We start from the raw sequence: 25,515 nt of genomic DNA, 5'->3' as shown, positions 1-25,515 counted from the left end.
TTTCCAGGCTCTCTGTGCCAGCCCCGCGACGTTGACCGTTCAGGTCCGTTCATGCAACGAGCGGCCATACACGGCTTTCATGCTGGAGGCGATCCAGCAGTAGCGGACAATCTCGCACTCGTCGAAAAAGTCGATGTTAATGATGCTGCAACGGGTTACCCAGTCGCGCGTTGTACTGAACCAGTCATTGATTTGGCTTTTTATGTGCTGTGGGCCACCCAATAGCGAATAGGTGGTCGCCGACAGCGACCAGAGAAATGTTTCGTAGGGCGCGTCTTCAAGGGTCGTAGCGATATGGCTACGCAGCTCGCTGGCATCAGTGAATGCCTGGTCGCGCCACTTGTGCGGTATGCGCGGCCAGAAGTAATTGCTGTCCAGCCCCGACGCGCCTTGGGCCGCCATGACGATGCGGCGCAGTGAACTGGTGCGCTTGAGTTCGCCCACGGTTTTCAATGCGTCGCTGTGCGGGATGATTCGCAGCCCAAGGCGACGCACCAGCACATCGTTGAGTTTCCGATAATCGAAGGGTTTGCCCGCGATTCCCAGCTGATGAAAGTCCAGCACGATGAATTCATCCGGATTTCGATCCAGAAAGGCCGATACCGCATCGATCAGTTCATCGAGGATTCGGTGGGACTGAAACCCATTGTGATGAAAGTAAAACACCGGCTCTACGGGGCCGAATGTGTAGCCGAGCCGCAGATCGAAAGCTCGCGCGCCATTGGCCAGTTGCCAGGCAAATGAATCGTTCTGGCAGGTTGTCCAGTTGCCGAACACCACTTCATAGTTTGGCGCTTTTTTGTCCATGCCAGCATTGTGCGTGCCGGGCCAGACAATGTCGGTCAGCTTCAACTGATCGATATCCAGTACGTTGCTCATCCATTTCTGTTTGTCGAGCGTCCCTGTTGCACTGTGAGTCATGATTATTCCTTGTGCGTTAACTTCGCCCCATCCGTGGGGCGAATCGGTTCGTGAACCAGAGGCGGCGAAGGGCCGCGTCCGGATTGTCAGGCTGTCATAAAGACAAGTTCAGAAACCAGCATAGGAGTGCTCGGCAGTATTGCCAGCGATAGAAATATCTCCACAAATATAGCTAACTGATGGCGCGTTGGTGTGGGGCTATTTGATTTGATTGTTCGCTTTTATCAAACTCGCGGTTCGGCAATAAGAAACTATTTTTGACTCTTCAATGAAGTCGACATTGATAATGTTGCACTTGGTTGCCCAGTCGCGCTTGGCGAGGTCGAACCACCCAGTAAGATGTCCTTTGATGTCGACAGGGCCGCCGAGAAGACTGTAGCTCGTTGCGGAAAGAGACCAAGGCGCCCATGTGCCAGGAGGGTTTTTCAGTACTTCGATGATGTGTTTTTCCAGTTCAGCGGCATTCGTGTCGGCGATGCCACTCCATTTGTGCTCGATTTTTTCGCAAAACCAGGTTCGATCAAGCTCCCAATACCCTTCGGCAGCGACTAGGACTCTTTGAACTTTGCTGAGCTTCTTGAGTTGCCCGAGGCTAAGGTACAAGTTGTTGGAGGGAATCATTCTTTGGCCGAGAAACCTGAGCATCATCGCGTTGAAAAAATGATAGTCAAAGGGTTGTTGGCCGCCCTTCAGTTCGTGGAAGTCCAAGACGATAAACTCGTCCGGGTTTTCCTGAAGAAAACGCTCCACGTCTGTAACAAGGTCCCCCAAGGTGCGGGAAGAGCGGTAACCGTTGTGCTGAAAACGAAATTTGCCAAGCCCCGGTTCGTCGAAGACAAAATCCAGTCGAACATCCAGTGCCCGCGCACCGTTGTTCAGTTGGGCATAAAACGAGTCGTGCTGGCACGCCAGCCAGTGAGCGCCTGGAATTAGTGGGTAGGACGCTTTCCAGTCGCACCCCGCGTTGTGAGTGCCTGGCAGCGTCAACTCGCAGAGCGATAAAGTGTCGATGGCCGGTGTCGCGGCCATCCAGTTGTTGAGTGCGTAATTGTTTAAAGTGTCGTTGTTCATTAATGCATCCTTGCATTGATTAAATAGAAAAAGTCACACCTTCGAGTATCGAAGTAATTGAGGGCGGCTTTTCCGTACTTATAACGATGAACGTATAAATGGCCAATCATTGGATTGATGCAAAGTATGTGGTTTTTATATCCGCTAGTTAGAAATAATTGAAAGCTTGGTCATTAATGACGGTTCTTTGCCTCGATCCACTGCGCCATGTACTGAGTGCTTTTGTGATGATGATGGCGCAACATGCTGCCGGTAAAGTTATCCCTTCTAAGTTGAGCCAGGTGTTGCTGGCAATATAATAATTTCTCGATCAGAGCCGGGCCATGTATCGACGGCTGATAGCGCTCGGCTAATAATATCTGTCCATGGGATTGGGCACTCATCCACAGGTCTTTGTCTTTATAAAGACGAACCGCACAATCGGCGAACTCACGCGCGGTTTGGGTCACGGCGCCCGGCCACGGCTGTTCGCGGTGCATCGCTTCTGCACCGATCGGGGTGGTGACATTGGGTGTGCCGCACAGCATGGCGTCGACGATTTTGCCTTTGATACCCGCACCGAAGCGTAACGGCGCCAGACAGACCCGGGCCGCGGACATGACTTGCAAGGCATCTTCTGCCCAGTTCATCACATGAAACCCTTGGGCCGCATTGTGCAGGGCGGTGGCTTTGGGCGGCGTATAGGCGCCATAGATATGCAGTTGCGCCTCTGGCAATTGCGCACGGATCAGCGGCCAGATCATGGTTTTCATCCAGAGCACGGCATCCCAGTTCGGCGCGTGACGGAAGTTACCGATGCTCAGGAAATGCGCACGATCTTCAAAGGCTGGTGACGGCGCACTCGGCGCATCGACCATCAGCGGACACCAGTGCAGCAAGTTGCGCGGCAGTTTGAACTGCTCGACCAGCAATTCGATCTCCACTTCGGAGATCATCAGGTTCAAGTCGCAGCGATACAGCGCGGCGATCTCCCGTTTCGCCAAGTCGGTATCGGCCATGAACTCGAACTCTTCACGCAATGCCGGGGCGAATAACTCACTGAAATCGTTGGCGTCGTCACTGGCTTTCAAGCGCTCCTTGAGGCGCTGATACCGGGCATGTCGCAAGCTTTGCAGATCGGAGGTCTCCAGCACGCGCAAGGCGTCGGGGCAGTGTTTTTCTACTCGCCAGCCGAACTGTTCCTCCATCATGAACTGGTCGAATAACACAATATCCGGGGCCAGTTCGCTGACAAAGGTGTCGAAACTGCTGTTATTCAACTCGATCGGCACTTCGCGAATGCCCAGCGAGGTCAGGTCCGCACGGTGCTCACCGGTGCCGGCCGGGCTGCTGAAGGTGATGTCCCAGCCTTGCTGCAGGAACGTATCGAGAATTTGCATCACATGCCCACTGGCCGCAGAAGAGCGGGGCTCGGGCCAGACGTAGCCAATGACCAGGACTTTAGTGGCGGGCGGCTGAGTCATGAACAGTGATCCTTTGCAGCAAGCGAGGGGCAGAAAAGGGCGCAATTAAACCACAGTACAGTAGTGGTCGCATGCGTCCTGTTGCAGTAACTCGGCATTGCATGCATGTCGGAAAATATACCTAAGGTTTTTGGTTGTGTTGTAAATATTAATAACATTTCCACGGTGTATTGTTTGCTTGGGGGTGATTACGCTTGTGCCTAGCGTGCAGTAATGGAAAAGTGCAGTTCGTGCTTTGTTGCTGCTCGCAGGAATAAGTTATGAAAATGGAATTGCCTGGTATTTACGACGATGCCGAAGATCAATATTCGCTTTTATGGCTGCTGGACCCCCTAAGTGATCTGGAGGAGGAAGAGCCTGTGCCAATGGTGAAAGCCAGAACATTAATCAGTTCGGTCGATGAAGAAGATGTTGAGGGTGTTAATATAAAAAATCTGAGTGATGAGATATTGCATGGCTGTTCGGTCGTCGCTGACCCAGCCAGCTTTGATCCTGCATATTTTATTCGTCATCGCATTGATGAAACTGTCCAGGCGCTAGTGCCTGACGAAAAAAACAGGTCGCGGATAAAGTATGATTCAAAAGTGCTGATTAAATATATAGAGGTTAAACAACCCAATCGCAGCGACATGCTTGAAGCTGAAAAAGATCCCGCCAACTGGAAGGAGAGAGAATTTACATTGGCAGAAATATGCACCGGCTATCATTATCGTGTACTGAAAGACAGGGGGTACTCTGAAATACAATGGCCTTCCTACTATCCTGCCAAGCTTGTAAAGACTTTGGAGGGGGCCGACTATCAAGCTGATTTCAAGAAGTATGTTGCCGATAGCTTACAACATTCTGCAGCGTACGCTTTTGGGCAACTGCTAAAAAAAGCCGAACTCAACAAGCTGGTCGTAGAGTTCATCAAGAGTGACGCTCGCTCAATGGAAGACAAGATGATTGCCTTTGAGTATCTCAAAGGCTTGATCCCTGCGCGCGTTCTTAACTTGCACAGCGACCCGGATCTTGAGGTCGATAACGCCGTATTTATCGGGCGCAACAATTTGGATCGAGGCGTATTGTTTTTTCTGGGCGAAGACAGTGCTGCCATCGAATTTCCCGCCGGGCATGACGAGCGTGGAAGGTTTCTGGAAAACCATCCGCAACTGCAAAAGCGTCTGCTGAAGCGTGTTCCATTGAGCGCCCAACAAAAACCTTACGTCCGTGATTTCAAATATAGGGGATTGGAATTCCCCCTGTTCGCGACGCGCCCAAACTATCGAGAGATTGTATTTCGATCCAGCACTGACCTTGGTAAAGCCCTTTTCGACCGGCAGATCAAGCGAGCGTTGGCGGATATCGATACATTGGTATCAACCCACACCGAGCGTATGACCGATATTGCGTTGGAAGTCGCCGGGTATTTGCTTCAGTGCATTGCGTTCGCGGTTTCGATCCCTACCGGAGGAACGGCGGCCTGGGTGTCTGCACCGATTCGTATGCTGATTCCCTTCCTGTTGGGAATTGGGGCATCGGCGACTGATTTGATCCGTGCCGAAATCTCTGATGACCCTTCCGAGGCGGAGCGTTTGAGGATCAACGCAGCGATCGGAGTTCTATCTGAACTCGCCGGCCCCATTGCGGAAAAACTTTTGGGTAAAGCCCTTTCCATTGTGGCCAAGAAGAACATCAGCCGCCGAGTGCTAGAAACGCTTATGCGCAGCAACAGACCCTCGTTGGTGCGCAGACCCGCAGGCAGCATCAGCCATCAGTTGGCGAGTACTGCTGGCAAAGAAATACCTGAGGCCGGCAAGGGGGTGCTTGTCGCAGGCTACCTGTCAGAGTTGGCGGGCGGGCCTAATGTGGCGCAGTCCGTCGCGACGAGCTCACAGGTGGTGAGGCTTTCCGGGCCGGAAAAAGGTTTTGTCTATCAAGGTTTCGTGTTTCGCGGGGACATGCGCGATCCGATAGTAATCTTTGAAAAAGGGTTTACCCAACGCACGCCAATCAGGGATCTCAACCAGGTCAACGGCTTCAAAGGTGGCTATGGTGGTGCTCACGATGCACTCGATCTTGATGGCGCAGGTATTTCGACCTCGTCTTTTTACAAGAAAGACGGCGCAGGGGCCTTTGTCTATGGTGGCGAAAAAGGCGGCTACACCTATTTCGTCGATGCTCGTCAGTTGGAGGGATTCCATTTGTATGCCAATACCGAACTAGCATTTCGCCCCAACTCCGGGTTGAAACAACTGCCTCCTTTGGAAATCAACTATGCCGTCGATCTACCGCCTGCCTTGATTCTCGGCGCCTACGACAAGACCGGGAGGTTCATTCCCAATCCCAAAGCGATCGAACGAGCAATCAGGGCGAGTGAGGTCAATCCATTGAAAGGCAGTGGTCGAGAAGTGGGGAATAAATTCCGCCAGCCGCTGACTGATATCAACGGACTTGCTGGCGTCGATTTTGGTAACGAGGCGGTTGCCGAGCAGGAAGCAGTGCTGTCTGTACCAGAAACTACTCCGACGCCTGCACGACCACTGGCTGAAGTGGGCATCAATGACATCATCGCTTTCCGAGAGCGGCAGGAGGCTAAGCGCAAACGCCTGAGTGCTTGAGTTGCGTCATTGCCCAGGCGTGGATAAAGGGAGAGAGGACAAAATATTCTTGACCTTGTCCCGCAGTTGATCAATGGAAAACGGCTTGCCGATCACCTGCATGTCATCAGGCACCTCAATGTTTTCGGCATAACCGCTGGCGAACAGAATTGGCAATTTGGGACGCAGCATGCGCGCCTGCTTGGCCAGTTCACGACCGTCCATGACCGGTAACCCCACATCCGTCATCAGCAAGTCGATGTCCTGGTCCTCATCGTTGATGAAATCCAGCGCCTCTTCACAGCCATCGGCCTCAAGCACCCGGAACTCCAGTTCCTCCAGCACATCGACGATCAGCGTGCGCACGATGGCATCGTCTTCGACGACTAGAATGGTGGAGGTTTTAGCGGACATAGTGGGCTCTCAAAGATTGAATTCGCGGTTGCCGGACGATCGAAATCGTCGGGCTCTTGCATCAGTAAGTGACGAATCACGACAAGTTCCCGACGCGCTACAAAAACAATAGCCGCACAAGAGCCGCAGAGAATAACCGCTCCTTTGTCCCAGAGCAGATAAATGCGGGATTTTGCCGTAAAACATGTCAGAAAAATGGATCGGCTCGGCCGTTTTGGGGCAGACTCGATGGTTTTCAACAGTACGACAAGGCTTCCCCATGACCTCTGCGTCCTCGGTTGATGAGCAACGATTCCGTAAACTTCTGAGCCGCAACGTCAGCCTGCCATTGGGTGTCGGCGTCATCAGCGCGGTTTTCTTCGTTTCGCTGATCACCTACCTGTTGTCGGTGTTCCAGTGGGTCCAGCACACCGACCGGGTGATCAATAATGCCAATGAGGCGATAAAGCTGACCGTCGATCTGGAAACCGGCATGCGCGGGTTCCTGCTCAGCGGCGACGAACATTTCCTTGATCCCTACGAGACGGCCAAGCCGAGAATCGCCGTCGCTCTCACTACCTTGCTCGAATTGACAGGCGACAATCCGGTCCAGACGGATCGGCTGCGCCGGCTTCAAGCCTTGCAGGCAGAATGGGCCAGTTACGCGCAGTCGATGATTGATTTGCAGCGTGCCAGTGGTGACTACCGCGGCGCCGTCAAGGCCGGACGCGGCAAGCGGCTGACCGATGAGATCCGCAAGCAATTCGAAGACCTTATCGACATGGAGCAGCAGTTGCGCACCACTCGTAACGAGGAAGTGCGCCGCACCACGATCTGGAGCATCGCTCTTTATCTGCTGTTCGTGGCCGGTATCAGCGGGATGCTGGCCTACATTGGCCGTCGGGACTTGCTCAACCTGTCCCAAAGCTACAGTGCCAACCTCGCCGGACAACAAGCCAGTGCCCGCCGCCTTGAACAGCAAGCCTGGTTACGCAACGGCCAGACAGAACTGGCCGAGCAAGTCCTGGGGCAGCTATCCCTCAATTTGTTGGGGCGCAACATTCTGCAGTTCTGCGCCCAATATTTAGGGACGGCTGTCGCGGCGATCTATGTCCGTGAGGATCATGGTGGCCTGAAGCGCATAGCGTCTTACGGTTTCTCCCGGGAACAGGAAGCGCTGGAACAGCAGATTTACAGTGGCGAAGGAATTGTCGGCCAGGTGGTGCAACAGGCGCGCTTGATCCGTCTCGACGACGTCCCGAGTGATTACTTCAAAATCAGCTCCGGTCTTGGCGAAGGCCTGCCGCATAGCGTGCTGGTGGTGCCGACCAGTGACGACGATCGGGTCAACGGCGTGATCGAGCTGGGCTTCTTGCGCCCCTTGAGCGACCGCGACGTCGAACTGCTCGAACTGATTGCCGGCAACATCGGCACGTCGATCGAGGCCGCTCGCTATCGCCAGCGCTTGCAGGAAGTACTGGCCGAAGCCCAGCAACTCAACGAAGAACTGCAAGTTCAGCAAGAAGAACTCAAGACCGCCAACGAAGAGCTGGAAGAGCAATCGCGGATTCTCAAGGAGTCCCAAGTCCATATGGAAACCCAGCGGACCGCGCTGGAGCAAACCAACGAACAACTCGCCGAACAGGCGCAGATCCTGGCGTTACAACGCGACGCCATGGACCTGAAGAACACTGAACTGAACCTGGCTCAGATTGAACTCGAAGCGCGGGCAGAAGAATTGCTGCGCTCAAGCAAGTACAAGTCCGAATTCCTTGCAAACATGTCCCACGAGCTGCGCACGCCGCTGAACAGTTCATTGATTCTGGCCAAACTGCTGGCGGAAAACCCGCAGGAAAACCTCAGCGCCGAGCAGGTCAAGTTCGCCGAGTCGATCTACTCCGCTGGCAATGACTTGCTTAACCTGATCAACGACATTCTCGACATTTCCAAGGTTGAGGCCGGCAAGCTTGAGGTGCGTCCAGAGAACACCAGTGTAGCGCGTCTGGTGGAAGGCCTGCGGGGCATGTTCCAGCCGCTGGCTGCGGAAAAGAACCTGGATTTCCAGATCAAATTGCAGGCCGATGCACCGCTGATGCTGTTCACCGACCGCCAGCGTCTGGAGCAAGTGATCAAGAACCTGCTGTCGAACGCGGTGAAATTCACCGAAAAGGGCTCCGTCAACCTGAGCGTCGCTGTTCAGCCGGGCGAGGGCATTGCCTTTATCGTCCGCGACTCCGGGATTGGCATTGCACCGGATCACCAGCAAAGCATTTTCGAAGCCTTCCGTCAGGCCGACGGCACCATCAATCGTCGTTACGGCGGCACCGGCCTGGGCTTGTCGATTTCTCGTGATCTGGCCACCTTGTTGGGCGGCTCGATCAGTGTGACCAGTACGCCTGGGCAGGGCAGTGTGTTCACACTGGTGCTGCCGCAGCAGTACGTCGAGCCAGGTGACGCGCCTGTCACGACGATGAAAGCCACGCCGGTTGCCGTGCAGAAAAGCGCCGTGGCTGCTGCGCTTGTGCCGCTGATTGCCGAAGTCGACATTCCGCGTTTCGACGATGATCGCAACAAGGCGCCATTCGCCACTCGCTGCATTCTGGTGGTGGAGGATGAGCCGAACTTTGCGCACATTCTCTACGACCTGGCCCATGAACTGGGTTATCAGTGCCTGGTGGCCCACGGCGCCGACGAAGGCTACGACCTGGCCAGGCAGTTCATCCCCGATGCGATTCTGTTGGACATGCGCCTGCCGGATCATTCCGGGCTGACGGTATTACAGCGTTTGAAAGAACATGCCGAAACCCGGCACATCCCGGTGCATGTGATTTCGGTCGAAGACCGCGTCGAGGCCGCCATGCACATGGGCGCGATCGGTTATGCGGTCAAGCCCACCACCCGCGAGGAACTCAAGGATGTGTTTGCCCGTCTCGAAGCCAAACTGACGCAGAAGGTCAAACGGGTCTTGCTGGTTGAAGACGACGATGTGCAACGCGACAGCATCGCCCGACTGATCGGCGACGAGGACATCGAAATCACCGCCGTCGGCCTGGCGCAGGATGCGCTCGACCTGCTGCGCACGACGATTTTCGACTGCATGATCATCGACCTGAAGCTGCCGGACATGCTCGGCAACGACTTGCTTAAACGCATGTCCACCGAAGATATCTGCTCGTTCCCGCCGGTAATCGTCTATACCGGACGTAACCTGACCCGGGACGAAGAGGCCGAGCTGCGCAAATATTCGCGCTCGATCATCATCAAGGGCGCGCGTTCGCCGGAGCGGTTGCTGGACGAAGTGACTCTTTTTCTGCACAAAGTCGAATCCCGGTTGTCCCAGGAACGCCAGACGATGCTCAAGACCGCCCGCAGTCGCGACAAGGTCTTCGAGGGACGTAAAGTGCTGCTGGTGGACGACGATGTACGCAACATTTTTGCCCTCACCAGCGCGCTGGAGCAAAAGGGCGCAATCGTGGTCATTGGTCGTAACGGTCGTGAAGCGATCGAGAAATTGAATCAAATCGAGGACATTGATCTGGTGCTGATGGACGTGATGATGCCGGAGATGGATGGTTTCGAAGCCACCCTCCAAATCCGCAAGGACCCGCGCTGGCGCAAGCTGCCGATCATTGCGGTGACGGCCAAGGCCATGAAGGACGATCAGGAGCGCTGCTTGCAGGCCGGTTCCAACGATTACCTGGCCAAGCCCATCGACCTGGATCGCCTGTTCTCGCTGATTCGTGTGTGGTTACCGAAGATGGAACGAATTTAGTGGAACGCAATACCGAAATCGAATTGCGCTTGTTGATCGAGGCGATCTACCTCAAGTACAGCTACGATTTTCGCGATTACTCCAGCGCGTCGATCAAACGCCGGGTCAATCACGCCTTGAGCCAGTTCGAGTGCAAAACCATCTCGGCGCTGCAAGAGAAGGTTCTGCACGATCCGACCGCGTTCATGCAACTGCTGCAATTGCTGACGATTCCGGTCAGTGAAATGTTCCGCGACCCTTCGCATTTCCTGGCACTGCGTCAGGAAGTGGTGCCACTGCTCAAGACCTGGCCGTCGATCAAGGTCTGGATCGCTGGTTGCAGCACCGGCGAAGAGGTCTATTCGATGGCGATTCTGCTGCGCGAAGAAGGCTTGCTGGATCGCACCATCCTCTATGCCACCGACATCAACCCGCGCTCGCTGGATAAAGCCAGGCAAGGGATTTTCTCCCTGGAGAATGTTCGGGCCTACACTCACAACTACCAGCAGGCCGGTGGTCAGCGTTCGTTCGCCGATTACTACACTGCGGCTTATGGCTACGCCATTTTTGACAAGAGCCTGTGCGACAACGTGACCTTCGCCGATCACAGCCTGGCTACCGACAGTGTGTTCTCGGAAACTCAATTGATTTCATGTCGTAATGTATTGATTTACTTTAATAAAAAGCTTCAGGACCGTGCCTTCGGCCTATTTCACGAATCCTTGTGTCATCGGGGTTTTCTGGCGCTGGGCAGTAAAGAAACCCTGGACTTCTCGGCCTATGGCAACCAGTTTGAAGCATTGGTCAAACCAGAACGGATCTATCGCAAATCATGAACAGTGCAGTGCTGGATACTCATCGGCTGGATCTTCGCGGCATCGACCGTTTGCTTGTCGAGCTGGAAGGAATCGCATGCTAAGTAATATCCAGGCCAAATTACTGATCGTCGACGACCTGCCGGAGAACCTTCTGGCGCTCGAAGCATTGATCAGGCGTGAGGACCGTATCGTCTACAAAGCCCTGTCCGCCGACGAAGCTTTATCGCTGTTGCTGCAACACGAATTTGCCATGGCCATTCTCGATGTGCAGATGCCCGGCATGAACGGCTTCGAACTGGCCGAGTTGATGCGCGGTACGGAAAAAACCAGAAACATCCCGATTGTGTTCGTCAGTGCCGCCGGCCGCGAGCTTAATTACGCGTTCAAGGGCTACGAAAGCGGTGCGGTGGATTTCTTGCACAAGCCGCTGGATGTTCACGCGGTCAAGAGCAAGGTCAATGTCTTCGTCGACCTGTATCGCCAGAGCAAAGCGATGAAGCACCAGGTCGAAGCGCTGGAGCAAAGTCGCCGTGAACAGGAGACGTTGCTCAAACAATTGCAGAACACCCAAAACGAGCTGGAGCAAGCGGTGCGCATGCGTGATGACTTCATGTCCATCGTGGCCCACGAAGTCCGTACGCCGCTCAATGGCCTGATTCTCGAAACCCAATTGCGCAAAATGCATCTGGCCCGGGATAACGCCGCGGCATTCACCCTGGACAAGATGCACGCCATGGTCGACCGTGATGAGCGGCAGATCAAAAGCCTGATCCGCCTGATCGAAGACATGCTCGATGTGTCGCGGATCCGCACGGGCAAGCTGTCGATCCGCTCCAGTCGGCTGGATCTGGTGCAGCTGGTAAAGAATCTTCTGCAAAACTTTGCACCGCAGACCGAGGCCGCAGAGTCGTCGGTGACCTTGACGGCCGACCAGCCCGTGGTGGGCAACTGGGACGAGTTCCGTATCGAACAAGTGATTTCCAACTTGTTGACCAATGCGCTGCGTTATGGCGCCAAGAGCCCGATCGACGTACGCGTGTACAATCACGACGGGCAAGCGCGAGTTGAGGTTCAGGATCGCGGTATCGGGATCAGTGAAGATAATCAGCAGCGCATTTTTCAGCAGTTCGAACGGGTTTCCGCCAAGGCCGTTGTAGCGGGGCTGGGCCTGGGGCTGTTTATTTCGGAGCAGATTGTCGCCGCCCATGGTGGCTCCATCACCGTCGAGAGCCGGATTGGCGAAGGCGCCTTGTTTCGCGTTTGTCTGCCGCTGCAGGAAAACAGCCCGATAAACGCAACCTCTGAGTGACCGCACGGTCGTATCAGCAGCTATTGATCGAACAAAGGTTTTCCATGAGTGAAGATGCACAAGATGTGGTACTGATCGTCGAGGATGACCCTTCGATCTTGATGGTGCTGTCTGCTTATTTGTCGGGTGAGGGTTACCGGGTGCTGCAAGCCGAAAACGGCGAGCAGGCCTTTGAAATTCTGGCGAGCAAACCGCATCTGGACATGATGATCACCGACTTCCGCTTGCCGGGGGGAATCTCTGGCGTACAGATCGCCGAACCCGCCGTGAAGCTGCGACCGGAGCTCAAGGTGATCTTCATCAGCGGTTATCCGCAGGAAATTCGCGAGACAGACAGCCCGATCACCCGCAAAGCCCCGATCCTGGCCAAGCCGTTCGATCTGGATGTGTTGCAAAAGATCATGCAGGACCTGCTCTCCTGAAGCTGCGTCGGCGGTTGTTGACCGCACGGCAGCTCCTACGCAAGCATCCCTCAGGTTCTGATCATTTCCCGCACCTTCGCCGTCAACAAATCGAAGGTGAACGGCTTGGTGATCATCTGCATGCCGGGATCAAGAAAACCCCCGCGCACCGCTGCGTGTTCCGCATACCCGGTGATGAACAATACCTTGAGATCAGGCCGATACTGCCGACCGATTTCCGCCAGTTGCCGGCCGTTCATGCCCGGCAGGCCCACGTCGCTGATCAACAGGTCGATTCGCTGGTCGGAGTCGAGAATCGGCACGGCGCTGTCGGCATCGCTCGCTTCAACGAAGGCGTAGCCCAATTCACTCAATACGGTGCTGACCAGGACTCGCACGGCGGGGTCGTCCTCGACGATCAGCACGGTTTCGCCGTCCCGGGCGAAAGGGGTGTGTTGGGTATCGACTGGGGTGTCCTGGAGCAGTTCCCCGCTGAAACGCGGCAAAAACAGGCTGACCGTGGTGCCGTTCCCGACTTCACTGTCAATGCTGACGTGTCCGCCGGACTGTTTGCTGAAACCATAAATCATCGACAAACCCAGGCCTGTGCCCTGGCCGATGGGTTTGGTCGTGAAGAAAGGATCAAAGGCCCGGTTGATGGTGCTTTGCGGCATACCGTAACCGGTATCGGTGACGCTCAGGGCAATGTAATCGCCCGGTTGCAGATTGCTGTGGGCCTCGGTGAACCCCGTATCCAGATGCTGATTGGAGGTTTTGACCAGCAGCTTTCCGCCGTCGGGCATGGCATCCCGGGCGTTGAGCACCAGGTTGAGCAGGGCGCTTTCGAGTTGGTTGGGGTCGGCCTCGGCCACCCACAGTTGCTCGTCCAGTTGCATTTCCAGGTGAATGCTTTCGTTGATGCTGCGCTGCAACAGTTCACCCATGGATACCACCAGGGTATTCATTTGCACGGGTTTTGAATCCAGCGACTGGCGTCGGGAGAACGCCAGCAGACGATGCGTCAGGCCCGCTGCACGGTTGGCTGAGGTCACCCCAAGATCGATCAGGCTGTCCAGGTCCTCGGTGCGTCCCCGGGCCAGACGCCGGCGCAGAAGCTCGAGACTGCCGATAATACCGGTCAGCATGTTGTTGAAGTCGTGGGCAATACCGCCGGTGAGTTGACCGACCGCTTCCATTTTCTGCGACTGCCTGAGGACCTCTTCGTTGTGACGCAATTGCGCGGTGCGTTCCTCGACCTGTTGTTCGAGGGTTTCCAGGGTATTTTGCAGACGCAGTTCGCTTTGGCTCAGATCAATCAACCGGTCCCTGGCCTCATACTGGCGTCGTCGCCCACGTAACGCTGTGGTGACCAGACTGATCAGCGTGACCGGATGAAACGGCCGCTCGAGAAAGGTCACGTTGCCCAACTGCAAACCGAGCCGCGACGCAGGGTTCTGCTCCGGGCCACCGTGGTGGGTCAGCAGTACGATCGGCAGATCCGACCACGCCGGTTGCTGCTCGATCAGACCCAGCAGCGGTTCAAGGTTTGCGCCCAACAAGGCCTCGGAAGCAATCACCAGCAGGCCGGCACCCAGCGACAGTTCGTTGCACAACGCACCCAGATCGCGGGTGATGACCCCCTCGAACCCTGCCTCGTTGAGCATCATCAGAGCGATCTGGCTGTCGCGGCCCAGCGGCGCAAGAATAATCGCACGCTCGGACATTGCCTCCATGGCCGTCACTGGACATCTTCCTTAAGCAGCGGATTGCTCGCGCCCAAGTAAGTTGGCACGCCACGCAATACACCCTGAAAAGCATCCAGTGGTTCACCGATGGTCATGCCCTGGCTGCTGATGCGGTACTCGCGAATGGTCGATTCGTGGCTGCCGGTACGTTTCTTGATGATCGAGATCGCCCGGCGAACCTTGCCCAGGGCTTCGAAGTAGCGCAACAGAATGACGGTGTCGGCCAGATAGGTAATGTCGACGGGGGCCTGCATGTCACCGACCAGCCCATGTTGGGCGACGGTCATGAATGTCGCGGCACCTTGGCGATTGAGGTACAGCAGCAACTCATGCATGTGCAGCACCAGGGCATTTTCCTCGGGCATCGCCGCCTGATAGCCGTTGATACTGTCGATCACCACGGTTTTGATAGGGCCCTCATCGACACAACGGCGAACTCGGTGGGAGAACTCGCCCGGGGACAACTCGGCGGCATCCACTTGCTCGATCAGCAGGTTGCCGGTGTCTTCCAGGGCCTTCAGGTCGATGCCGATGTTTTTCATGCGCTCGAACAGCAACCCCAGCTCTTCATCGAAAATGAACAGCGCGGCCTTTTCGCCACGGGCCACCGCCGCAGCGGCGAAGACCATCGAGATCAGTGATTTGCCGGTACCGGCCGGGCCGAGGATCAGGGTGCTGGAGCCTGTCTCGATACCGCCACCGAGCAGGGCATCCATTTCCGGGATGCCACTGGTTAACTGCTGGCGTGTATAACGCCCGCGATGTTCGGCCGCCACCAGGCGTGGGAATACATGTACGCCGTCACCCATGATGGTGAAATCATGGAAACCGCCCCGGTACTTCTGACCGCGATACTTCACCACGCGGATGCGCCGGCGTTCGGCACCGTAGTTAGGCGTCAATTCTTCGAGACGAATCACCCCGTGGGCCACGCTGTGCACGGTTTTGTCGAGGGCTTCGGTGGTCAGGTCATCCAGCAGCAGTACCGTGGCCTGGTAGCGCACGAAGTAATGCTTGATGGCCAGAATCTGCCGGCGGTAGCGCAAAGAGCTTTGGGCCAACAGGCGGATTTCGGACAGGCTGTCGACCACTACGCGAGTCGGTTTGACCCGTTCGACCGCTTCGAAAATCTGTTTGGTGGCTTCGCCCAGCTCCAGGTCCGAGGAGTACAGCAGACTCTGTTGATGCTCGGCATTGAGCAGGCTTTCCGGCGGCGTCAGCTCGAAGATGTGGATGTTCTCATCCAGCTCCCACCCGTGGGACAACGCCCCTTGGCGCAGCTCGCGCTCGGTTTCCGACAAGGTGATGTACAACGAGCGCTCGCCAGCACGGGCGCCAGCCAACAGAAAATGCAAAGCGACGGTGGTTTTGCCGGTTCCGGGTTCACCCTCCAGCAAGAACACGTGGCCGCGGGACAATCCACCGGCCAGGATGTCATCCAGACCTTCAATGCCGGTGGCGGCTTTTGCACTGATCAACTCGTTAGACGTAGACAAGAAATGCCCTCTCGTGACTAAGGGAGGCGAGGCGGCAGGCTTGGAGCCTGAGTGGACTGCCTGATCACTTGACCTTTTGTCGAGACGGCGGTTCAACCTTTTCTTGCTCTGATTTGTAGCAGAGCGATCGTTTACAGACCTTGCTGCAACGCCGGATCATCCGGATTGAGCTGTTCCAGCTGTGCCAGCAATATCTGCACGTTCTGCAACTGTCCGCTTTCCTTCCAGTAGTTGATCAGCAGCACGCGCGCCTTGCGATCGGCCGGGTGGCGCTGAACGATTTCCTGCAGTTGGTTCTGCGCCGCTTCCAGCTCCTTCTCGCTATGCAGCGTAGTCGCCAGGTCGTAGCGGTAATCCTTGTTGTCCGGCTCAAGCTCCACGGCTTTGGACAGCCCGAGCAGGGCGAACTCACTTTGCCCGTGATGCAGCAACCAGAGCCCCAACGCATGTTGCAGGTAGGCCGAGTCAGGCTGGGCTTTTAACTGTTTCGCCAACAATTGCCTGGCGGCATCGCTTTGGCCCTGTTTATCCAGCACTTCGATTTGCATCACCAGTGCCGGCAGGTTGCCGGGCGCCAGTTGCAACGTGCGCTCCAAGGCCTGCTGCGCGTTCTTCAGCTCGGCATTGTGCAAGTGCAGGCGCGCCAATTGATACTGGGTTTCGGCGCTTTCCGGCTGACGCTTGAGGAGCTGTTCCCAGGCATCGATAGCTTGTTCCAAGGGGCCGAAGTACAACCCCAGTTCATCCGGCGTCAGACCCAATAAGGCATTGACCGCCGCAAACCGGACACTGGGGTCGCTGTCATCGAGCAAGGGCCCCAGCAACAGACTGCGCTGCCCACTGGGTACCAGCCCGCTGATGCTTTTGATCGCTGCAATGCGCACATCCGCCGAGGGATGTTGCAGGTCCGCATCCGCGAGCTTCAGGGCTTGGGGGCTCGGATAATTGGGCAGTTCGGCATGCAGCCAGACGCGGCGCTTGGCCGACAGATCAGGGCGGCCCAATTGCTGGTAAAGCACCCGCGCCGCCCCCGGTTGACCCGCGCGTGCCTGGGCCAGCGCTTCGCTGTAGCCATGCTTGATCGCCGCCGGCACCACAGGCGTCGTGCTGCGCAGAAAAAACCAGGCGAGAGCGAGGGCGAGCAATACGCAGAGGCTGATGAGCAAGTAGCGGCGGGACTGAGGCATGCAGGAATCCGGGGCTGGCAGGCTTTTGCAAAGCCACCAGCTTCGGTCAGGCCGGGCTGTGAGTCAAACCCAAGCTTGGTTCAGCACGTAGTCGACGGGCTCAAGGGCGGGTGGCAACTCGGTTTGCCCCAGCGCTGCCGGCACTTCGCGCTCCAGCATGCGCACAGATGTTGCCTACAGGTTTTGTCGACATTGAAACCTGTCGAGGCATTGAAGCAATGACTACGCTTGCTGGAGATGACTCAATGAGCGCTCCCATGCAATCACTGCTTCTATATTTCAAGGCGATACTCAACCCCGGAAGAGAGGTGCTGCTGTTCGCCCTGAGGACCATTGTGGCGGGGCTGCTGACATTGTATCTGGCCTTCCTGTTCGACCTCGAACAGCCCAAGTGGTCGATCATGGCGGTGATCATCGTCAGCCAGCCACTGGGTGGCATGGCCCTGGCCCGAAGTTTCGGCCAAGTCATCGGCACCACGTTCGGAGCAGTCGTGGCGGTATTGATCATGGCGATCTTTCCCCAGGCGCCCCAGCCTTTCATCCTCACTCTGGCCTTGTGGTTGGCATTCTGTACCGCCGGCGGCACGTTGTTGCGCTACACCAGTTCCCAGGCCTTTGTTCTGAGCGGGTACACGGCGGTGGTGGTGGCGCTGCTGGCGGTGCCCGATCAGGAAGGTACGTTCCTGCTGGCCGTCACTCGTGTGACCGAGACGCTTTTGGCGGTGGTTTGTGTGTGCGTGGTCAGCCTTCTCACGGCGCGGCCGGAAGCTGTGGCGCGGGATTACTTCGCCAAGATCGATCAGGTCATCAAGCTGCTCGCGACCCACGCTGCTGCCGTCATTCGAACCGAAGAAAGCGAGGTTGACTTCCATCGGCGGCAGATGCAGCTGCTCGGCGCAATCAGTGCTCTGGAGGGGGTACGTCGGCATTTATATTACGATGCGCCACGGTTGCGAAGCGCCAATAGTCTGGTGCAGCTGCTCGGCAATCAACTGGGGCTGCTGACTTCGCGGTTGACGGCTTTGCGCCATCAGCGACAACTGCTGACCGAGCGCTGGGAAGGCGCGTTGCCGGAAGAGATACAGCGTTTGCGCGCCGAAGAATTGGCGTTTCTCGATGAACTAGCCCTGCAAGGGCGTTCACTGTCGAGCGAGGAGCGGCACCATTTCGCCGCGCTGCAACAGCGTTTCGATGACCAGGCCTACAAGGCCGAACAACTCACCGAGACGATGCCTGCCACGCTGCGTTCATTGGCCTGGGCATTGCGTTGGGAGCAGGCACGGATGCTAGAGCAACTGGCGCAGATTCTGGAACTGAGCGACGCGATTCAGGAAGGGCGTGAAGCCAGTTGCGTGTTCCGTGGCCAGGAAAATCCGCTGCATCTGGACTTCACTTTGGCGGCAATGAATGCAATCCGGGCATTTACCGCGTTGCTGGTGGCCGGTCTGATCTGGATCGAGACCGCTTGGGACGGGGCCCGTGGCGGGATGATTGTGGTGGGGATTCTCTGTTCGCTGATGGCGACTTTTCCGCGGCCGTTGCTGGCCGCGCAAAGCTTTGCCAGGGGGCAGGCTCTGGCCTTGGTGGTGTCGGCGCTCTATCTGTTCTTGCTGATACCGATGATCAGTGACTTCGAGTTACTCGCCTTGTTGCTTGCCCCATTGCTGTATGCCGTTGCGGTGGGGCTGGCCAGTCCGGCAACGACTGGCACAGGCATCGGTCTTGGACTGACGACCATTCTGTTGCTGGGTCCGCAAAACACAGAAATCGGCCAAAACAGTGCCATTCAGTGGTTCGAGTTTGCCGGTGCGTACATCAGCGCTTCCGCGCTGGCGCTCAGTGTCTACGCCTTGATTTTCCCGTTCAGGCCCGTTTTACGGATGCGCCGGCTGTTCAATGAAAACTGCGAGCAGGTCTACGCTTTGCTGAAGACGCCGGCCACCGATGAACAGCAATTTACGTTTGAAAGCCGTATGGTCGATCGCCTGACCATGATGCTGGGACTATTGCCGGCTACCAACGACAAGCACTCCAGCGAGCTGTTCGAAGTCAGCCTTGGCTGCATGGCACTGGGTGTGGCCTTGAACCAGCTCAGGCAACAGGGGCAAAGCAACACATTGCTGAGTACAGAACAGCAAAACCGTTTGCTGGCTGCCGTCCGTGAGACAGGCCGATTGATCTCTGGGCGGCCCGGGATTGACCTTGAGCAGCTGCTCGGAAACTTGCGTGTCTTGGGCGATGAAATGGACGACTTGCATTTAGACGTTCATGAACACCTGTGGTCGGTATTCAGGATGCGAGTGGCGTTGTTGATCGTGGTGTCGTTTCTGGAGCGACATCGCAAATACTTTCAACCCGCCCAAACGGAAGGAGAGCCAGCCCTTGCCCATTGATTTTGAATTGGGTGGTGTCTACTTGCCGCCGATCGCCCAGGCTTTGCTACTGGCCCTGCCGATTTTCCTGCTGCTGGACTGGATCTTGCGCCGCGTTGGCGTGCTGCGTTTTGTCTGGCATGAGGCCTTGTTCGAAGGCGCGTTGTACGCCTGCGTTTGCGCGACGCTGATTCTGGTGATGGGAGCTTGATGCTTTGAGGAAGATCCTTGCTCGACTGGTGACCGTGGCGGTGGTATTGCTGGCCTTCGTGCTCGGCTGGTTCGCCTGGGAACATTACACTCGCGCGCCCTGGACTCGGGATGCGCGGGTTCGTGCCGATGTGGTGACATTGTCCGCCGATGTCTCGGGGCGCATCGTCAGCCTGAGTGTTCAAGACAACCAGCATGTCGAGAAAGGCCAGTTGCTGCTGGAGATCGACCCGGCTCGTTATGCGCTGGCAGTGGAGCATGCCAAGCGAGCGGTGGAAGTCTCAAAAGCCACACTGGGCCAGTCTGAAGCGACGATTGTCTCCAGCGAAGCGCTGCTCAGGCAGCGCCAAAGCGAAGAGCGTCGCCGTCGAACCCTCAAACAGGGTTTCGCGATCTCCGGCGAAGAATGGGAAAAATCCAGTACCGAAGTGGCGGTGGCGCAGGCGGAGCTGTTGCGCAATCAGGCCAATCTGGGCCTGGCACAAGCCAATGTGCAACTGGCGATCGCCGCATTGACCCAAGCCGAACTGGACTTGCAGCGCACTCGGGTCGTTGCGCCTGTCAGCGGTTACGTGACCAACCTGCTGACTCGCCAGGGCGATTACGCCACTGCCGGGGGGGCGTTGTTGGCGCTGGTGGATAGCGACTCGTTTTATGTCAGCGGCTACTTTGAAGAAACAAAGCTGCCGCGAATCGAGGAGGGCGACCGGGTCAGGGTCGAGTTGATGAGCGGCGAGACCTTCGGCGGCACCGTGCAAAGCATCGCTTTTGCTATCGCCGACCGCGAGAACTCCCCCGGCAGTCGCCTGCTGGCCAGCATCAACCCAAGTTACACCTGGGTGAAGCTGGCGCAACGGGTGCCCGTGCGGATTCAGATCGATGCTGACTATGTCGCTAAAAACCGTTTGCGTGCCGGGACCACGGCCACGGTGACCGTTGAGGAAAACCGGGAAAACAAGGTAACCCACTAACCCTGTGGGAGCGGGCTTGCCCGCGATTGCGTCGGTACATCCAACATCCATGTACCAGACAGACCGCTATCGCGGGCAAGCCCGCTCCCACAGGTTCTGTGAATGCTTCCAGCACCGTGCGCAGACAAAAAAAAGCCCCGCGACCGAATGAGGCGCGGGGCAAAAAAATTGGTTGGTTGCGGCCAACCAAAGGAGCGCTTTAACACATTACTTGCTGGCGACCGTCTCTGGTTGCCAGCCGCCGCCAAGGGCTTTGTAGATTGCGACAATGCCGCGATACAAATCGACTTCGGCCTGGGCCTGGGTGTCTTCGGCTGCCAGACGCTCACGCTGAGCATCGAGCAGCACGAGGAAGTCCACGGTACCTTCGCGGTAGCGAATGTCGGCGAGGTCTGCGGCGGCGCGGCTTGATTCGCTTTGACGAATCAGCGAGATCAGGCGCTGCTGACGTTTACCGTAATCGCTGAAGGCGTTTTCCGACTCTTCCAACGCCAGCAGTACTTGCTGCTCGTAGGTCGCCAGGGCGCCTTCGGCTTCAGCATCGGCGCCGCGCAAACGGGCGCGCACGCTGCCCAGGTCGAACGCCGCCCAGGTGATGCTCGGGCCCAGTGCCCAGGCATTGGCCGCCGACGAGCCGATCTGCGAACCGCGCCCGGCAGTCCAGCCAAGAAAACCGCTGAGGCTCACTCGAGGGAACAAATCAGCCTTGGCCACGCCGATACGCGCGGTGGCAGCCGCCAATTTGCGTTCGGCGCTGAGGATGTCCGGACGCCGTTGCAGCAGTTCGCCCGGATCACCGATCGGCAGGGCCTTGGCGATCGCCGGCAAGTCTTTAGGACTCAGGTCGACGGTCAGCTTGTCCGGACGCTCACCCAGCAGGGTGGCGATGCGGTTGCGCTGACGCACCTGTTCGGCTTGCAGTTGTGGCACGCTGGCTTCGACAGAGGCCAGGCGCGCATCGGCGCGAACCACGTCCAGCTGATCGCCGACACCGGCATCACGCAGGTTTTCGGTGATCTTGCGCGATTCCTGCTGGTTGTTCAGGTTGGCCAGGGCGATCTTTTCCCGCAGTTGTGCGCCGCGCAGTTGGCCATAGGCGTCCACCAGTTCGGCAATCATGGTGACTTGCAGTTGGTAAAGATCGGCTTCGGCCGCCTGCTGTTCAGCGTCGCTGGATTCCAGGTTGCGCTGGATGCGACCGAACAAGTCCAGTTCCCAGGCCATGTCCAGCCCCAGGTCATAGCGTTCACTGCTGACGCGTTTAGTGGTCTGGCCGGGAATTTGCCCCTTGGCCAGATCACTGCTCGCACGGCTGGTGATGGTCGGCATGGCGTCATTGCTGGCGTCATCGCGAATCGCCCGGGCCGCTTTCCAGCGGGCGAAGGCCACGCGCAAATCGCGGTTGCCTTGCAAGGATTGCGTCACCAACTGGTTGAGGGTCGGATCGTCGAACTGCTGCCACCAGATGCCTTCGAAACGGGCGCGGTCGAAGTTCTTCTGACCGGCGCTGCCATCGGTGGCGGCCGTGATGTTGGCCGCCTCGGTGGTTGGGGTTTTGTAGTCCGGGCCGACGGCACAGGCACTCAGGGCCAGTACCAGCAGGCTCGGCAGGAAGGCTTTCAGGCTCATTGTTGCGCCTCCAGTTGCTTTTCCAATTTCAGCGCCTTGGCCGCTTTGCGCGCTTCACCGCGTTCCACAAAGTTGCGAATCAGTACGTAGAACACCGGCGTCAGCAACAGCCCGAAGAAGGTCACCCCGAGCATCCCGGAGAACACCGCCACACCCATGGCATGACGCATTTCGGCACCCGCACCGCTGGAGAAGACCAGTGGCACAACACCCATGATGAACGCGAAGGAGGTCATCAGGATCGGCCGCAGACGCAGGCGGCAGGCTTCCAGCACCGCTGCCAGCGGGCCGAGGCCTTCTTCCTGTTTATCCTTGGCAAACTCGACGATCAGAATCGCGTTCTTACACGCAAGTCCCACCAGTACGATCAAGCCGATCTGGGTAAAGATGTTGTTGTCGCCGCCCGAGGCAATCACCCCGGTAATCGCCGACAGCAGGGTCATCGGTACGATCAGGATCACCGCCAGTGGCAAGCTCCAACTTTCGTACTGCGCCGCGAGCACCAGGAATGCCAGCAGTACGCAGAGCGGGAACACGAACAGCGCGGTGTTGCCGGACAGAATCTGCTGGTAGGTCAGGTCGGTCCACTCGTAGGTCATGCCGTTCGGAAGTTCATCCTTGAGCAGTTTCTCGATGGCTTTTTCGGCCTGGCCGGAGCTGTAGCCGGGGGCTGCCGCACCGTTGATTTCCGCGGTGATGAAGCCGTTGTAGTGCATTACACGATCCGGCCCCGAGGTGTCGCTGACCTTGATGAAGGTCGCCAGCGGGATCATCTCGCCGCGGTTGTTACGCACTTTCAGCTGACCGATCTGGTCCGATTCGAGACGGAACTGCTGCTCAGCCTGAACGTTGACCTGATAGGTGCGACCGAAGCGGTTGAAGTCGTTGGCATACAGCGAACCCAGATAGATCTGCAGGGTATCGAAGATGTCGCTGACGGCCACGCCGTGGGTCTTGGCTTTTTCCCGGTCGATGGCGGCATCGACCTGCGGCACGTTCACGGTGTAGCTGGTGAACAGGCCAGCCAGTTCCGGCACGCTGTGGCTTTTGGTGATGATGTTCATGGTTTCTTTGTACAGCTCGTCATAGCCCAGGTTGCCCCGGTCTTCGATCTGCAGGCGGAAACCGCCAATGGTCCCCAGGCCTTGTACCGGCGGCGGCGGGAAGATCGCCATATAGGCTTCCTGAATCCCGGCGTACTGGCCGTTCAATGCACCGGCAATCGCCCCGGCGGACATGCTCGGGTCCTTACGCTCGTCGAAAGGCTTCAGGGTGACGAACACGATGCCGGCGTTAGGGCTATTGGTGAAACCGTTGATCGACAGACCCGGGAAGGCCACGGCGCTTTCCACCCCAGGCTGTTTCAGGGCCAGGTCGGACATGCGCTTGATCACGTCTTCGGTACGGTCCAGGCTCGCGGCATCCGGCAGTTGCGCGAAGGCCACCAGGTATTGCTTGTCCTGGCCGGGTACGAAACCGGTCGGGGTGTTGGAGAAACCGAAGAACGTCAGCACCATCAGGCCGGCGTACACCAGCAGGGCGATACCGCTGCTGCGGATAACCCGGCCCACGGTGCCGACATAACCATGGCTGGCCTTGTCAAAGAAGCGGTTGAACGGACGGAACAACCAGCCACCAAAGATCTTGTCCAGAACCTTGGAGAAACGGTCTTTCGGCGCGTCATGGCTCTTGAGCAACACGGCGGCCAGCGCTGGCGACAAGGTCAGCGAGTTGAAGGCCGAGATGACGGTCGAAATCGCAATCGTCAGGGCGAACTGTTTATAGAACTGCCCGGTCAACCCGGAGATGAACGCCGCCGGGATAAACACCGCACACAGCACCAGCGCCGTCGCGATGATCGGACCGGTCACTTCACGCATCGCACGCTTGGTGGCTTCTATAGGGGTGAGTCCGAGCCCGATGTTTCGCTCGACGTTCTCCACCACCACAATCGCATCGTCGACCACGATACCGATGGCCAGTACCAGTCCGAACAGCGACAGGGCGTTCAACGAGAAGCCGAACAGGTGCATCACGGCAAATGTACCGATCAGCGAAACTGGCACCGCCACCAACGGAATGATCGAGGCGCGCCAGGTTTGCAGGAACAGGATCACCACGAGCACAACGAGGATCAGCGCTTCGAAGAGGGTATGAACCACCGCCTCGATGGAGCCGCGCACGAAGATCGTCGGGTCATAAACGATGCTGAAGTCCATGCCTTGCGGGAAGTTCTTCTTCAGCTCGGCCATTTTCTCCCGAACGTCGTTGGAGATCTGGATCGCGTTGGAACCAGGGCGTTGGAAGATCGGGATCGCTACCGCCGGCTGGTTGTTCAGCAAGGAGCGCAGGGCGTATTGGCTGGAGCCGAGTTCGACGCGAGCAATGTCTTTCAGGCGAGTGATTTCACCATTTTCGCCGGAGCGAATGATGATGTTCTCAAACTCTTCCTCGGAAACCAGACGGCCTTGCGTGTTGACCGACAGCTGGAACGCGGTGGCATTCGGCGCAGGCGGAGCGCCCAGGGCACCGGCCGCCACTTGACGGTTCTGTTCACGAATCGCAGTGACCACATCGGTCGCGGTCAGGTTGCGCGAAGCAGTCTTGTTCGGATCGAGCCACACCCGCAGCGAGTAATCGCCCATACCGAACAGCTGCACATCCCCGACACCGCCCAGACGCGCCAGCTCATCCTTGATGTTGAGCAAGGCGTAGTTGGACAGGTAAAGCATGTCGTAGCGTTTGTCCGGCGAGGTCAAGTGCACAACCATGGTCAGGTCGGGCGAAGCCTTGTCGACAGTGATACCGATGCGCGTCACTTCCTCGGGAAGTTTGGGCTCGGTCCGGGTCACGCGGTTCTGAACCTGCACCTGCGCGTTGTCCAGGTCAGTGCCCAGGGCGAAGGTGATGGTCAGGGTGATCTTGCCGTCAGCGGTGGACTGCGAGGACATGTACAGCATGTTCTCGACGCCGGTGATGGCTTGCTCCAAAGGAGCGGCCACGGTTTCACCGATGACTTTAGGGTTGGCGCCCGGGAAGTTGGCACGGACCACAACGGTCGGTGGCACGACTTCCGGGTATTCGCTGATCGGCAACTGGAACAGCGAGATGGCGCCAGCGATCAGGATCAGCAGCGAGAGTACCGCTGCAAAGATCGGCCGTGAAATGAAGAATTGGGAAAAATTCATCGGAGTAATTG

General features: G+C 57.3%; 17 protein-coding genes. 8 read left to right on the top strand and 9 right to left on the bottom strand.

Annotation, left to right across the window (positions count from 1 at the left end; all coding sequences use genetic code 11):
• Positions 1-39: 39 nt before the first annotated feature.
• The 3 genes from PSH65_RS16930 to PSH65_RS16920 form a co-directional block, all read right to left on the bottom strand.
• Positions 40-921 (bottom strand): phospholipase, encoded by an 882-nt coding sequence (locus PSH65_RS16930; protein ID WP_305421395.1) that lies wholly within the window; start codon positions 919-921, stop codon positions 40-42.
• A gap of 198 nt (positions 922-1,119) precedes the next feature.
• Positions 1,120-1,992: a phospholipase gene (locus PSH65_RS16925; RefSeq protein WP_305421394.1), complete on the bottom strand. Its 873-nt coding sequence runs from the start codon at positions 1,990-1,992 to the stop codon at positions 1,120-1,122.
• A 173-nt stretch (positions 1,993-2,165) separates the two neighbouring features.
• Positions 2,166-3,455: a glycosyltransferase gene (locus tag PSH65_RS16920; protein WP_305421393.1), complete on the bottom strand. Its 1,290-nt coding sequence runs from the start codon at positions 3,453-3,455 to the stop codon at positions 2,166-2,168.
• A 260-nt stretch (positions 3,456-3,715) separates the two neighbouring features.
• Here PSH65_RS16920 and PSH65_RS16915 point away from each other — a divergent pair, with 260 nt between their 5' ends.
• Entirely contained in the window at positions 3,716-6,055 is a 2,340-nt protein-coding gene (locus tag PSH65_RS16915) for a hypothetical protein (protein ID WP_305421392.1), read from the top strand.
• A gap of 6 nt (positions 6,056-6,061) precedes the next feature.
• Here PSH65_RS16915 and PSH65_RS16910 read toward each other — a convergent pair whose 3' ends face one another.
• Complete coding sequence (locus PSH65_RS16910; RefSeq protein WP_305421391.1) at positions 6,062-6,448, bottom strand: response regulator; 387 nt, start codon at positions 6,446-6,448, stop codon at positions 6,062-6,064.
• A gap of 259 nt (positions 6,449-6,707) precedes the next feature.
• On the opposite strand from PSH65_RS16910, the gene PSH65_RS16905 reads away from it, so the two are divergent.
• From PSH65_RS16905 to PSH65_RS16890, 4 genes are all read left to right on the top strand, one after another.
• Positions 6,708-10,199, top strand: a complete 3,492-nt coding sequence (locus tag PSH65_RS16905) for a response regulator (protein ID WP_305421390.1) — start codon at positions 6,708-6,710, stop codon at positions 10,197-10,199.
• A complete protein-coding gene (locus tag PSH65_RS16900) occupies positions 10,199-11,014 on the top strand; it encodes a protein-glutamate O-methyltransferase CheR (RefSeq protein WP_305421389.1) in 816 nt (271 codons plus the stop codon). The genes PSH65_RS16905 and PSH65_RS16900 overlap by 1 nt, the downstream gene beginning before the upstream one ends.
• A 76-nt stretch (positions 11,015-11,090) precedes the next feature.
• A complete protein-coding gene (locus tag PSH65_RS16895) occupies positions 11,091-12,305 on the top strand; it encodes a hybrid sensor histidine kinase/response regulator (protein ID WP_305421388.1) in 1,215 nt (404 codons plus the stop codon).
• 44 nt (positions 12,306-12,349) lie between these two features.
• Positions 12,350-12,727: a response regulator gene (locus PSH65_RS16890; RefSeq protein WP_305421387.1), complete on the top strand. Its 378-nt coding sequence runs from the start codon at positions 12,350-12,352 to the stop codon at positions 12,725-12,727.
• A 50-nt stretch (positions 12,728-12,777) separates the two neighbouring features.
• Here PSH65_RS16890 and PSH65_RS16885 read toward each other — a convergent pair whose 3' ends face one another.
• The 3 genes from PSH65_RS16885 to PSH65_RS16875 form a co-directional block, all read right to left on the bottom strand.
• Complete coding sequence (locus PSH65_RS16885) at positions 12,778-14,448, bottom strand: response regulator (RefSeq protein ID WP_305421386.1); 1,671 nt, start codon at positions 14,446-14,448, stop codon at positions 12,778-12,780.
• Positions 14,445-15,947 carry an ATPase domain-containing protein gene (locus PSH65_RS16880; RefSeq protein ID WP_305421385.1) on the bottom strand — a complete coding sequence of 501 codons (1,503 nt, stop codon included), beginning with the start codon at positions 15,945-15,947 and terminating at the stop codon, positions 14,445-14,447. The genes PSH65_RS16885 and PSH65_RS16880 overlap by 4 nt, the downstream gene beginning before the upstream one ends.
• Positions 15,948-16,078: 131 nt before the next feature.
• Positions 16,079-17,134 carry a tetratricopeptide repeat protein gene (locus PSH65_RS16875; RefSeq protein WP_305421384.1) on the bottom strand — a complete coding sequence of 352 codons (1,056 nt, stop codon included), beginning with the start codon at positions 17,132-17,134 and terminating at the stop codon, positions 16,079-16,081.
• A 245-nt stretch (positions 17,135-17,379) separates the two neighbouring features.
• Here PSH65_RS16875 and PSH65_RS16870 point away from each other — a divergent pair, with 245 nt between their 5' ends.
• The 3 genes from PSH65_RS16870 to PSH65_RS16860 are packed head-to-tail and all read left to right on the top strand — an operon-like array spanning position 17,380 to position 20,687.
• On the top strand, positions 17,380-19,527 hold the full coding sequence (locus tag PSH65_RS16870; protein ID WP_305421383.1) for an FUSC family protein: 2,148 nt from the start codon (positions 17,380-17,382) through the stop codon (positions 19,525-19,527).
• Entirely contained in the window at positions 19,517-19,717 is a 201-nt protein-coding gene (locus PSH65_RS16865; RefSeq protein ID WP_305421382.1) for a DUF1656 domain-containing protein, read from the top strand. The genes PSH65_RS16870 and PSH65_RS16865 overlap by 11 nt, the downstream gene beginning before the upstream one ends.
• 4 nt (positions 19,718-19,721) lie before the next feature.
• Entirely contained in the window at positions 19,722-20,687 is a 966-nt protein-coding gene (locus PSH65_RS16860; RefSeq protein WP_305421381.1) for an HlyD family secretion protein, read from the top strand.
• A 207-nt stretch (positions 20,688-20,894) separates the two neighbouring features.
• On the opposite strand, the gene PSH65_RS16855 is transcribed toward PSH65_RS16860, so the two are convergent.
• A complete protein-coding gene (locus PSH65_RS16855) occupies positions 20,895-22,316 on the bottom strand; it encodes an efflux transporter outer membrane subunit (protein ID WP_305421380.1) in 1,422 nt (473 codons plus the stop codon).
• A complete protein-coding gene (locus PSH65_RS16850) occupies positions 22,313-25,504 on the bottom strand; it encodes an efflux RND transporter permease subunit (RefSeq protein WP_305421379.1) in 3,192 nt (1,063 codons plus the stop codon). The genes PSH65_RS16855 and PSH65_RS16850 overlap by 4 nt, the downstream gene beginning before the upstream one ends.
• Between the last annotated feature and the right edge of the window lie 11 nt (positions 25,505-25,515).

This window comes from Pseudomonas sp. FP603, assembly GCF_030687415.1.
Lineage (GTDB): Bacteria > Pseudomonadota > Gammaproteobacteria > Pseudomonadales > Pseudomonadaceae > Aquipseudomonas > Aquipseudomonas wuhanensis.
This window is presented reverse-complemented; position numbering and strand designations above follow the sequence as displayed.

Coding starts and splice junctions, on each gene's coding strand:
- PSH65_RS16930 (WP_305421395.1), bottom strand. CDS start 921: ATGACTCACAGTGCAACAGGGACGCTCGACAAACAGAAATGGATGAGC.
- PSH65_RS16905 (WP_305421390.1), top strand. CDS start 6,708: ATGACCTCTGCGTCCTCGGTTGATGAGCAACGATTCCGTAAACTTCTG.
- PSH65_RS16850 (WP_305421379.1), bottom strand. CDS start 25,504: ATGAATTTTTCCCAATTCTTCATTTCACGGCCGATCTTTGCAGCGGTA.
- PSH65_RS16925 (WP_305421394.1), bottom strand. CDS start 1,992: ATGAACAACGACACTTTAAACAATTACGCACTCAACAACTGGATGGCC.
- PSH65_RS16890 (WP_305421387.1), top strand. CDS start 12,350: ATGAGTGAAGATGCACAAGATGTGGTACTGATCGTCGAGGATGACCCT.
- PSH65_RS16870 (WP_305421383.1), top strand. CDS start 17,380: ATGAGCGCTCCCATGCAATCACTGCTTCTATATTTCAAGGCGATACTC.
- PSH65_RS16910 (WP_305421391.1), bottom strand. CDS start 6,448: ATGTCCGCTAAAACCTCCACCATTCTAGTCGTCGAAGACGATGCCATC.
- PSH65_RS16915 (WP_305421392.1), top strand. CDS start 3,716: ATGAAAATGGAATTGCCTGGTATTTACGACGATGCCGAAGATCAATAT.
- PSH65_RS16895 (WP_305421388.1), top strand. CDS start 11,091: ATGCTAAGTAATATCCAGGCCAAATTACTGATCGTCGACGACCTGCCG.
- PSH65_RS16855 (WP_305421380.1), bottom strand. CDS start 22,316: ATGAGCCTGAAAGCCTTCCTGCCGAGCCTGCTGGTACTGGCCCTGAGT.
- PSH65_RS16875 (WP_305421384.1), bottom strand. CDS start 17,134: ATGCCTCAGTCCCGCCGCTACTTGCTCATCAGCCTCTGCGTATTGCTC.
- PSH65_RS16920 (WP_305421393.1), bottom strand. CDS start 3,455: ATGACTCAGCCGCCCGCCACTAAAGTCCTGGTCATTGGCTACGTCTGG.